General features: G+C 54.8%; 5 protein-coding genes and 3 rRNA genes. All 8 read right to left on the bottom strand.

All coding sequences use genetic code 11. The features are described 5' to 3' along the window. Positions 1-64: 64 nt before the first annotated feature. Positions 65-1228 (bottom strand): pyridoxal phosphate-dependent aminotransferase, encoded by a 1164-nt coding sequence (locus CFAEC_RS03535; protein ID WP_290278877.1) that lies wholly within the window; start codon positions 1226-1228, stop codon positions 65-67. 192 nt (positions 1229-1420) lie between these two features. Next, positions 1421-1537: ribosomal RNA gene (gene rrf / locus CFAEC_RS03530) — 5S ribosomal RNA — on the bottom strand. A gap of 117 nt (positions 1538-1654) precedes the next feature. Next, a 23S ribosomal RNA gene (locus CFAEC_RS03525) occupies positions 1655-4735 on the bottom strand. 356 nt (positions 4736-5091) lie between these two features. Then, positions 5092-6615: ribosomal RNA gene (locus CFAEC_RS03520) — 16S ribosomal RNA — on the bottom strand. The 16S, 23S and 5S rRNA genes sit together here, the layout of an rRNA operon. Before the next feature lie 702 nt (positions 6616-7317). After that, entirely contained in the window at positions 7318-8073 is a 756-nt protein-coding gene (locus CFAEC_RS03515; protein ID WP_290278874.1) for an iron ABC transporter ATP-binding protein, read from the bottom strand. Next, positions 8070-9134 (bottom strand): iron chelate uptake ABC transporter family permease subunit, encoded by a 1065-nt coding sequence (locus CFAEC_RS03510; RefSeq protein WP_435384272.1) that lies wholly within the window; start codon positions 9132-9134, stop codon positions 8070-8072. Before CFAEC_RS03510 ends, CFAEC_RS03515 begins: the two co-directional genes overlap by 4 nt. Positions 9135-9177: 43 nt before the next feature. Beyond that, a complete protein-coding gene (locus CFAEC_RS03505) occupies positions 9178-10206 on the bottom strand; it encodes an ABC transporter permease (RefSeq protein WP_290278869.1) in 1029 nt (342 codons plus the stop codon). 354 nt (positions 10207-10560) lie between these two features. Then, positions 10561-11568: a siderophore ABC transporter substrate-binding protein gene (locus CFAEC_RS03500; RefSeq protein ID WP_290278866.1), complete on the bottom strand. Its 1008-nt coding sequence runs from the start codon at positions 11566-11568 to the stop codon at positions 10561-10563. Positions 11569-11778 lie beyond the last annotated feature (210 nt).

Below are 11778 nucleotides of genomic sequence, written 5' to 3'. Positions count from 1 at the left end.
TGATTTCCCTGCACCCAATCATGTCCTCAGTGCCACATGCTGAAATCTGGACGGCTACAGATTTTTAAAGAATCCCTGCTGCCCTGAATCGTTCTGCGGCGGCAAGCATCGTGTCCTCCTTCTTACAGAAGGCAAACCGCACCTTCGAGGACCACTGTTCAGGATTATCGACGAACGCCTGCACCGGGATGGCCGCAACCCCGACCCGTTCGATCAGATCAAAACAGAACTCCGCCCCATCCCGGTTCCCGATATCAGCAACAACAAAATACGTGCCATGCGAGGCATGAACCTTCACCCCTGCGTGTGTGAGCGCTTCTGAGAGAACATCACGCTTGGTCTGCAGGTTTTTGCGCATCTGATTGATCCACGGCTTTTCATTGACAACAGCATGCGCGACAGCTGGCTGGAATGGAGTGGCCCCCACATAAGACATGAATTGTTTGGCCCTGATGATGGCATCAAGGATCGGCGCCGGCGCCAGAGCCCACCCGGTTTTCCACCCTGTGACATTAAAGGTCTTAGCCGCCGATGAGACTGTGATGGTGCGATCCCACATACCGGGGAGACTCGCCACCGCGGTGTGCTCAATCTTGTTGAAGGTCAAGTGCTCGTACACCTCATCAGAAAGCACCAGCAGATCATAGGCACGTGCAATGCCCGCCAGGGCCTCCAATGAACGCTTGGAGAAAACCGAACCAGTCGGATTATGCGGACTGTTAACAATGATCATTGCAGTTTTCTTGGTCACTGCTGCATGGAGCGCATCGATATCGAGAGCCCAGGTGTCCCCATCTTCCTTAAGCGGCACTGCAACGCGGGTTGCACCGGCCAAAGCGATGGCGGCTGCATACGCATCATAATAGGGTTCAAAGACGATCACCTCTTCCCCTGGTTCCACCAGACCGAGCACGGAGGCAGAGATCGCTTCAGTGGCTCCGACAGTAATCAGAACTTCAGTGCCCGGATCATATTCAACCTTGAAGCGTCTATATCTATCCTCAGCAATCGCAGACCGTAGCAGCGGATCTCCCCTGCCTGCCGAATATTGATTGTTGCCATCCAGGATCTGCTGCGTTGCGATCTCCAGCATGGATCGTGGACCATCCTCATCAGGAAAACCCTGCCCCAGGTTGATGGCTCCTGCGTCCGTGGCCTTTTGCGTCATGGTGGCGAAAATGGTCTCACCGAAGGGACGGAGACGATCAACAACAAATTTGTTCTTCATGCGGGCAACTCTATTGGATGGGGTAAGACAGGGCAGACATAAGTCCTGTCAACCTCAGAGCAGAAACAAAAAAAGGGGGGTGGTGGCCCCCATTCAGGACCACCACACCCACACCCCCAGAAACAACAAAAGAGGAAGGATACACACAATCACTTGTGTGTATCCTTCCTCTTCTTACATCATTAAGTTTTAGGTCGGCGGTAACCTACTCTCCCACACCCTCCCGAGTGCAGTACCATCAGCGTAACCAGGCTTAGCTTCCGGGTTCGAAATGGGACCGGGCGTTTCCCTGCTACTATCACCACCGACACAACCAACAGGCCACACACCACCAAGGGGTGTGTACGTGTGCTGTGCTAGACACTGCATAGTGGACGCGAACATCATATTGTTCTGTTTTGTTACATTGCGTTAATATCCAAACCACTAGGGTTTGTGTCGGTAAATTAGTACCAGTCACCTCCACACCTTACGATGCGTCCAGATCTGGCCTATCAACCCCATAATCTATAGGGAACCTCAAAAGAAACCTCATCTCGAAACAGGCTTCCCGCTTAGATGCTTTCAGCGGTTATCCCTTCCGTACGTAGCCAACCAGCCCTGCTCCTGGCGGAACAACTGGCACACCAGAGGTACGTCCGTCCCGGTCCTCTCGTACTAGGGACAGCCTTCCTTAAGTTTCAACGCGCGCGGCGGATAGAGACCGAACTGTCTCACGACGTTCTAAACCCAGCTCGCGTACCGCTTTAATGGGCGAACAGCCCAACCCTTGGGACCTACTCCAGCCCCAGGATGCGACGAGCCGACATCGAGGTGCCAAACCATCCCGTCGATATGGACTCTTGGGGAAGATCAGCCTGTTATCCCCGGGGTACCTTTTATCCGTTGAGCGACACCACAACCACAAGTAGGTGCCGGATCACTAGTCCCGACTTTCGTCCCTGCTCGAGCTGTCACTCTCACAGTCAAGCTCCCTTGTGCACTTACACTCACCACCTGATTACCAACCAGGCTGAGGAAACCTTTGGGCGCCTCCGTTACATTTTAGGAGGCAACCGCCCCAGTTAAACTACCCACCAGGCACTGTCCCCAACCCAGATCATGGGCCAAGGTTAAGACATTCAATCCGATCAGAGTGGTATTTCACCAACGACTCACACACAACTAGCGTCACATGATCAAAGTCTCCCACCTATCCTACACAAACCGAATCAAACACCAATACCAAGCTATAGTGAAGGTCCCGGGGTCTTTTCGTCCTGCCGCGCGTAACGAGCATCTTTACTCGTACTGCAATTTCACCGGGCCTGTGGTTGAGACAGCAGGGAAGTCGTTACGCCATTCGTGCAGGTCGGAACTTACCCGACAAGGAATTTCGCTACCTTAGGATGGTTATAGTTACCACCGCCGTTTACTGGGGCTTAAATTCTCAGCTTCGCCTTTAACAGCTAACCGGTCCTCTTAACCTTCCAGCACCGGGCAGGCGTCAGTCCGTATACATCAACTTAAACGTCTTCGCACGGACCTGTGTTTTTAGTAAACAGTCGCTTCCCTCTATTCTCTGCGACCCACACCAGCTCACAGTGTAAAACTGGTCACCTGTGTGGGCCCCCCTTCTCCCGAAGTTACGGGGGCATTTTGCCGAGTTCCTTAACCACAGTTCACCCGAACGCCTTAGTATTCTCTACCTGACTACCTGTGTCGGTTTAGGGTACGGGCCGAATATGCACTCGCTAGAGGCTTTTCTCGACAGTACAGGATCACCGAATTCACCCCAAAAGGGCTACGCATCACGCCTCGAACACAATGAGATACGGATTTACCAATACCTCGTTCTACACGCTTACACCACAATCCAATAAGTGGCTCAGGCTACCTCACTGCGTCACCCCATCACTTAGCTACTACCAGATCAGGTCCCACGCACGCCACCACCACCAACCCGAAGGTCAGTAGATGATCTTGTGGGTGGTTAGTATCACTGATTCACCATGGGCGCGCACACTCGGGTACGGGAATATCAACCCGTTATCCATCGACTACGCCTGTCGGCCTCGCCTTAGGCCCCGACTCACCCTGGGAAGATTAACTTGACCCAGGAACCCTTAGTCATCCGGCGGATGAGTTTCTCACTCATCAATCGTTACTCATGCCTGCATTCTCACTCGCACACACTCCACAACACCGTCACCAGGCTGCTTCAACGCATGCACGACGCTCCCCTACCCAACAACACCAAAAAGATGTCATTGCCGCGGCTTCGGCGGTGTACTTAAGCCCCACTACATTGTCGGCGCGGGATCACTCGACCAGTGAGCTATTACGCACTCTTTCAAGGATGGCTGCTTCTAAGCCAACCTCCTGGCTGTCTTCGCGACCCCACCTCCTTTTCCACTTAGCACACCCTTAGGGGCCTTAGCCGGCGATCTGGGCTGTTTCCCTCTCGACTACGAAGCTTATCCCCCGCAGTCTCACTGCTGTGCTCTAACTTACCGGCATTCGGAGTTTGGCTGATGTCGCTAAGATGTTGGTCCCGCTAAACCATCCAGTAGCTCTACCTCCAGTAAGAAACACACAACGCTGCACCTAAATGCATTTCGGGGAGAACCAGCTATCACGGAGTTTGATTGGCCTTTCACCCCTACCCACAACTCATCCCCTCAGTTTTCAACCTAAGTGGGTTCGCGCCTCCACGACGTCTTACCATCGCTTCACACTGGCCATGGGTAGATCACTCCGCTTCGGGTCCAAGACATGCCACTCAAAACACCCTAGTTAGGATTCGGTTTCCCTACGGCTACCCCACACGGGTTAACCTCGCGACATGCCGCTGACTCGCAGGCTCATTCTTCAAAAGGCACGCCATCACACCACAAAGGATGCTCTGACGGATTGTAAGCACACGGTTTCAGGTACTATTTCACTCCCCTCCCGGGGTACTTTTCACCATTCCCTCACGGTACTAATCCGCTATCGGTCATATCAAGTATTCAGGCTTACCGAGTGGTCCCGGCAGATTCACAGCAGATTTCACGAGCCCGCTGCTACTCGGGTATAACAACCACATCACCACAATGACCTTCATGTACAGGACTTTCACCTTCTACGGCAGGCGTTTCCACACCACTTCCACTAATCATCATGCGCAACGCCAGTGTCCGGCAGAACACAATCGTCATTACCCCACAACCACCTACATGCAACCCCTGCCGGGTATCACACACATAGATTTTAGCCATCATCCGCGTTCGCTCGCCGCTACTAACGGAATCACAATTGTTTTCTTCTCCTACGGGTACTGAGATGTTTCACTTCCCCGTGTCAACCTCCACACCGACTATATATTCACCGGCGGGTAACCACACATCACTGCGGCTGGGTTTCCCCATTCGGACATCCTCGGATCAACGCTTAGTTGGCAACTCCCCGAGGCATAACGCAGCCTCTCACGTCCTTCATCGGCTTGATATGCCAAGGCATCCACCGTGTGCCCTTAAAACAAACACTAAACACACCAACCACAAAGGCTGGTGCCACGTTCGGATACACAATAAAACTTACAAAAAATAAAGATGCTCGCGTCCACTATACAGTTCTCACACAACACAACACCCACACCAACAACAACCACACACAAGGTGATCCTCATTGATCTGAATGCCCAAGGGAATAACCAATGTCATCCCAGACACCCAACAGCATGCCAAATATTTACTTCCCACAAGTATGGGTTTGTTTGCCGAACACAGGGTCATGATCCACCCGATTATTATTTGTTGATGGCAACCACGAACGGGTTCCAACACCAACACCCCAACAACATCAACACTGTTGATCGTGGGGTTAAATTTAAAGCTCCTTAGAAAGGAGGTGATCCAGCCGCACCTTCCGGTACGGCTACCTTGTTACGACTTCGTCCCAATCGCCGATCCCACCTTCGACAGCTCCCTCCCGTAAACGGGTTGGGCCACTGGCTTCGGGTGTTACCAACTTTCATGACGTGACGGGCGGTGTGTACAAGGCCCGGGAACGTATTCACCGCAGCGTTGCTGATCTGCGATTACTAGCGACTCCGACTTCATGGGGTCGAGTTGCAGACCCCAATCCGAACTGAGGCCGGCTTTAAGAGATTAGCTCCACCTTACGGTGTGGCAACTCGCTGTACCGACCATTGTAGCATGTGTGAAGCCCTGGACATAAGGGGCATGATGATTTGACGTCATCCCCACCTTCCTCCGAGTTAACCCCGGCAGTCTCTCATGAGTGCCCACCATCACGTGATGGCAACATAAGACAAGGGTTGCGCTCGTTGCGGGACTTAACCCAACATCTCACGACACGAGCTGACGACAACCATGCACCACCTGTACACCAGCCACAAGGGAAGCTACATCTCTGCAGCGATCTGGTGTATGTCAAGCCCAGGTAAGGTTCTTCGCGTTGCATCGAATTAATCCACATGCTCCGCCGCTTGTGCGGGCCCCCGTCAATTCCTTTGAGTTTTAGCCTTGCGGCCGTACTCCCCAGGCGGGGCGCTTAATGCGTTAGCTGCGGCACAGAAGACGTGGAAGTCCCCTACACCTAGCGCCCACCGTTTACGGCATGGACTACCAGGGTATCTAATCCTGTTCGCTACCCATGCTTTCGCTCCTCAGCGTCAGTTACTGCCCAGAGACCTGCCTTCGCCATTGGTGTTCCTCCTGATATCTGCGCATTTCACCGCTACACCAGGAATTCCAGTCTCCCCTACAGCACTCAAGTTATGCCCGTATCGCCTGCACGCCCGAGGTTAAGCCCCGGGATTTCACAGACGACGTGACAAACCACCTACGAGCTCTTTACGCCCAGTAATTCCGGACAACGCTCGCACCCTACGTATTACCGCGGCTGCTGGCACGTAGTTAGCCGGTGCTTCTTCTCCAGGTACCGTCACATATTCGCTTCGTCCCTGGCGAAAGGAGTTTACAACCCGAAGGCCTTCATCCCCCACGCGGCGTCGCTGCATCAGGCTTTCGCCCATTGTGCAATATTCCCCACTGCTGCCTCCCGTAGGAGTCTGGGCCGTGTCTCAGTCCCAATGTGGCCGATCACCCTCTCAGGCCGGCTACCCGTCGACGCCTTGGTAGGCCATTACCCCACCAACAAGCTGATAGGCCGCAGGCTCATCCCACACCGCAAAAGCTTTCCACCCCCCACACTAAAGGGGGGTCATATCCGGTATTAGACCCAGTTTCCCAGGCTTATCCCGAAGTGCAGGGCAGATCACCCACGTGTTACTCACCCGTTCGCCACTAATCCACCCTGCAAGCAGGGCATCATCGTTCGACTTGCATGTGTTAAGCACGCCGCCAGCGTTCGTCCTGAGCCAGGATCAAACTCTCCACAAAATATGAAAACAAAATTTCCAAGGCCGTGAAAAGCCTGAAAAACCTAGCAAAACAAACAACACACACCCACCCTAAGATGAACTGCGTGTCTGGCTGTTTCAACCAAATAATGGTTAATAAAAAAACATTCTTCCCAACCCCCACTTAAATCCCTGACGGGGAAAAGCATGAAGGAGGCCAGGTGTTATCGTAATAAACCATGCACAAAATTAAACGACACCAAGGACCAGCCTTGGTAGCCTTTATTTACAGTGGTTAGGGTATATGCATCCCCACCACCCGGCATGACCACTACCACCCCAAAAGAGGCGATAGTACGACAAACAAAAAATAAATGGCACACTATTGAGTTCTCAAACAACATTCACACACCACATCCACACAACACATTGTGTTGGTCTCTGTTGGCAGCTTGATCGACTATATAGATTCACTTGCCAGAAGTCAAAAACCTTAACTGGAGTGTTTCTCATGTCTTCGCCACTCTGTAACCTCTCGGCTGTCTCGGTGGCGTGGTCATTAATTTACCCAAGGTTCATGTTCTTCACAAATCCGCAGGTAGAACGTCTTTAAACCCTAGAAATGACAGTCCCAAGCTCACCCGATGGCTCTTTCTTTACTGTGGGGGCCGGGTTTTTCGTCGTCAAGCAAAAAAGAAGGCCCCGGGGAGCGAACCCCGGGACCTATCTATTACGTCTTTCTTTAGTGATAACAGGCGATCCTGCCGTGTGGGCCCTCAATCACCTGAATCTCGGTGTTGAAGATATCCGAGAGAATGTCATCGCGCATGATCTCTTCCGGAGTACCCTCCTTCTCAATCTTGCCGTGTTTAACCGCCACGATGTAGTCGGCATAGCGGGCGGCGAAGTTGATGTCGTGCAGCACCACGATGATGGTACGACCGAATTCCTCAGCGGCGTGCTCGAGGTGCTTCATCATTTCAACCGAGTGCGCGATGTCGAGGTTGTTCAGTGGCTCATCAAGGAGGACATAGTCTGTCTCCTGGCATAGGACCATGGCAACATAAGCGCGCTGACGCTGGCCGCCGGAAAGCTGATCCAGGTAACGGTCTTCCAGCTCGGTGAGATTGAGGAAGTCGATATAACGGGAGATGATCAGCTCATCATCCTCCGTGAGGCGCCCCTTGGAATACGGGAAACGTCCGAAACCCACGAGCTGACGCACGGTCAGCTTGGTCACGAAATGGTTCTCCTGGCGCAGGATGGAGATGATCTTGGCCAGATCCTTTGAAGAGGTGGAGGAAACATCATATTGCGCCACCTTGATATCGCCCTCATCGATTCCGAGGAGACGTCCGACCATGGTGAGCAACGTTGATTTGCCGGCACCGTTGGGTCCGACGAGTGCGGTGATGCCCCCGGCCGGGATCTCAAGGTTAACCGGGCCGATCGCAACGGCGTCGGAATACTGCTTCCGGACGTTGGTTAATGTGATCACAGTCTGCCCTTTCTGAGGATGACGATGAGGAATACGGTGCCGCCCACCAGCTCAATGATGATGGAGACAACGCCCTGTGCGCGGAACACGTGGTTCATGATGAAATACGCACCGGTGAGGACCAGGTATCCGATCAGTGCGGCCATGGGAAAGACAAAACGATGGTCATAGGTGTCGGCGAACTGATAGGCCAGGGTGGCCACCAGGAAACCGAGGAAGGTCATCGGTCCGACCAGCGAGGTGGACACCGCCATCAGAACAGAAACGAGCACCAGGGTGAAGATCGATGCTGCGCGGTGATTGATGCCAAGGTTGGTGGCGGTATCCCGGCCCAGTGCCACCACGTTGAGTGTCTTGGAGAATCCGACAAGGAGGACGGCCGCGATGACCACGAGTGGGATCGCAATCGGGAAGTACTGCGTCTCGGCGTTGTTGACCGAACCGAAAAGCCGCGCGGAGAGAATATCGAACTCGGATGGGGTGAGCATGCGCTGCATGAACGTGGACACCGACCCCAGTCCACCGCCGATGACGATGCCCACCAACAGCATCGCGTGCATGTTGCCACGCTTGCCGGTCAGCAACCAGGTGTAAAGAGTCAGCGTCAGCAGGATCATCACCACCAGCTGCCCCACGAACATCTCCAGATTGCGGGTGGCCAACAGGGCCGTCGCACCGAAGAGGAACACCGTGCTGGTGTGGATGACCGTATAGAGGGATTCGAATCCCATGATGGATGGGGTGATGATGCGGTTATTGGTCACCGTCTGGAAGGCCACGGTGGCCAGTCCCTGACAGATGGCCACGATCAGCATCACGAAGACCGCTTCCATGCGGCGTTCCGCGATGGCTGCGAATGCGGGGTGCCCCACCGGCATGGGGTTCTTGTACCAGATCAATCCCCAGGTGAAAGCCAGTGCTGTGACCAGCAACATCGCCATGATGATCCAGTATTTGCGCTTGGATCTCGCCGTCTGGAAGGCGCCGGAAGAGCGCCTGGATCCGATCGGGTTGGCCAGCTCTGCGTCGACGTAGCCCTCCACCTCATAGGATTCACGCATGGTCTCCATGCGCTCGAGGTAGGTCGGGTCAGATGAAATGTGTTTATCCACGGCCACGCTGCCTCACAATCAGGTAAACGAAGACCACGGCACCAATGATGCCCAGCACCACGGACACCGGGATCTCAAACGGTGCGATGATGGTGCGGCTGATCAGGTCACAGACCGTCACCACCGCCACGCCGGTCAGGCAGACCCACGGGAGGTTGGAACGGAGATCATCACCACGGAACATGGAGACGATGTTGGGCACGATCAGGCCAAGGAACGGAAGACTGCCCACCACGACGGTGACTACACCGGTAGCCACGGCGATCAGGCCGGTACCGATGAGGATCATGCGGTTGTAGTTCAACCCCACGTTGGTGGCGATCTCCTCGCCCAGACCAGCGACGGTGAGACGGTCCGCGAAGATGAATACCGCGATCACGATCACCACGATGATCCAGAGCACCTCATACTGTCCGCGGTACACAGTGTTGAAGGATCCTGCGAACCAGATGCCCAGCTGCTGGAGCATATCGGTCTGCAGTGCGAAGAAGCTTGATACGGAACTGACCACGGCGCCGAGCATGATGCCGATGATCGGGACGATGAGCGAGGACCGCAGGGTCACACGCTTGAGGAACATGAAGAACACCATCGTGCCGATGAAGGAGAACAACACGGCGCCCACCATCCGGTCCAGGATGGTGGCGGCGGGGATGAAGTACATGACCGCCAGCAGGCCGAGACCTGCCCATTCCGTGGTCCCCGTGGTGGTGGGTTCCACAAATTTGTTCTGTGTGAGCAGCTGCATCACCAGACCGGACATGGCCATCGCGGCGCCCGCCAGGATCAGTGACACTGTGCGGGGGATGCGGACCGCCTCGAACATCAGCTGGCCGTCATCACCACCGAAGATGTCGTACTGCCCCGTGAACAGCGACAGCACAACCAGCAGACCCACCGCGATGAATCCAACCAGGAGTTTCCAGTCAAAGAGTTTCGTGCGGGTGCGTTTACCTCGCCCGTCGGCACCTCGTTCGGTCCCGCCGGCAGCGGTCGATGACGCATTGATGGCTTGTGACATCAGCGTCGTCCTCTCCTGCTGCGATATGCACTGGATTGTGCGTTCAACATTCGTTGTTACCTGGTTTCTAGCGGTGTTCTTCTCGGTCTGATCACTATCGCCCGGACTCTCAGAAACACCATCTCTGGCCCTCCATCACGTCCGAGCATCATTTCTGTCAATCTGCTGCAGCAGGAACTAGCGTCCCTGCTTCATATATGACAGCCTGTCATATTCAAGCCTTACCTAAGAAATCCATTCCGGATTCTTGTCAGCTCATCCCCTACGTGGGCTGCCGGCTGGGGTCGGGCGTGGGGGCTGAAGGGCCCCACACGCATGCTTATCGACGCCCCACCATTCGCCCCGGTGGGGACACTAGTCCTGCGCAGCTTCCTCGAACAGGTCTGCCAGTCCATTGAGGATCTCCGTGTAGGTGATGATGTTCTCGTTGGTGTAGGTATCCGCAGGTGCGATGTAGACCTTGCCCTCCTTGATTGCGGTCACATTGGCCATGACCTCACTCTGGGTGATGATCTGCTCGGCTGGGGTGTACTCAGCCTCATCACGGGAGGTGGTGCCGCCATCGCGGTCCATGACGAGGATGAGGTCCGGGTTGGACTGTGCGATCGCCTCGACGTTGATGTCATCTCCCTCATGGTTGGTGGAGGAGTTCTCCACCTCCAGGGCAGGGGTCAGTTCGAGCAGGTCAAAGATCGGACCGTAGGTGCGTCCAACTGATGGTGCGATGAAGTTGATATTTCCACCGGAGACATTGACGGCCATCACAGACTGGTCGGAGATCTCAGCATAAGCCGACTTCGCACGCTCCAGGGCCTCGTTGAACTCATCAACCAGGGTGGCGGCGTCGTCTTCCTGGCCGAAGATCTGGCCGAGGCTCTCCACCTGACGGATCAGTTCCTGATCCAGTGGCTCACCGTCACGTGGGTCCAGCTCCACGATGGTGGCACCCGGTGCGAGGGTCACGATGTCATCGTAGTACTGGGCGAAGCGCTGACCGTTGATCACCAGATCAGGCTGCGCGGCGGCCATGGCCTCCAGGTCGGGTTCGCGGTGGGAACCCATGTCGGCGATGTTCGCATCTTCCTTGTAGGAGGTGACGGTGAACGGAACCAGGGTGACCGGTGCTGCAACCAGGTCTACATCCCAGCGATCCAGCAGCTCGAAGGCACGGTTGTCAGTTGCGGCGACAGCGTCAGCGGAAGTGATCTCCTGGGTGCCATGGTTGTCCTCGATGGTGATGACCTCAGCTGCGGCCGAGGTGGTCGCACCGTCAGAAGAGGTGTCGTCGGTCGAAGAGCAACCGACAAGTGCGAGTGCTGCAACGGTTGCGACGGAAATGAGCTTGAAGCGAGTGTTAACCATGACGTCCTTTATGGATTCTGCATTCTGGGAGGCGTCCCTAAAGAAACGCCCCGAAGTTTGTGATGATGTACGGCCCATGTAGGCCCGTGAGCACGACAACCCCTCTAGCGATGCCACCGGCCATCATCCGTCCGGATAATAGGTGACACTTACTGAGGTTAGGGTACCTAAACCAAAAAGCTAACACAGGGAGTTAACTTAGCCAAACCT

Source organism: Corynebacterium faecale, assembly GCF_030408735.1.
In the GTDB taxonomy this organism is placed as follows: Bacteria; Actinomycetota; Actinomycetes; order Mycobacteriales; family Mycobacteriaceae; genus Corynebacterium; species Corynebacterium faecale.
This window is presented reverse-complemented; position numbering and strand designations above follow the sequence as displayed.

Coding starts and splice junctions, on each gene's coding strand:
- CFAEC_RS03505 (WP_290278869.1), bottom strand. CDS start 10,206: ATGTCACAAGCCATCAATGCGTCATCGACCGCTGCCGGCGGGACCGAA.
- CFAEC_RS03500 (WP_290278866.1), bottom strand. CDS start 11,568: ATGGTTAACACTCGCTTCAAGCTCATTTCCGTCGCAACCGTTGCAGCA.
- CFAEC_RS03510 (WP_435384272.1), bottom strand. CDS start 9,134: ATGCGTGAATCCTATGAGGTGGAGGGCTACGTCGACGCAGAGCTGGCC.
- CFAEC_RS03535 (WP_290278877.1), bottom strand. CDS start 1,228: ATGAAGAACAAATTTGTTGTTGATCGTCTCCGTCCCTTCGGTGAGACC.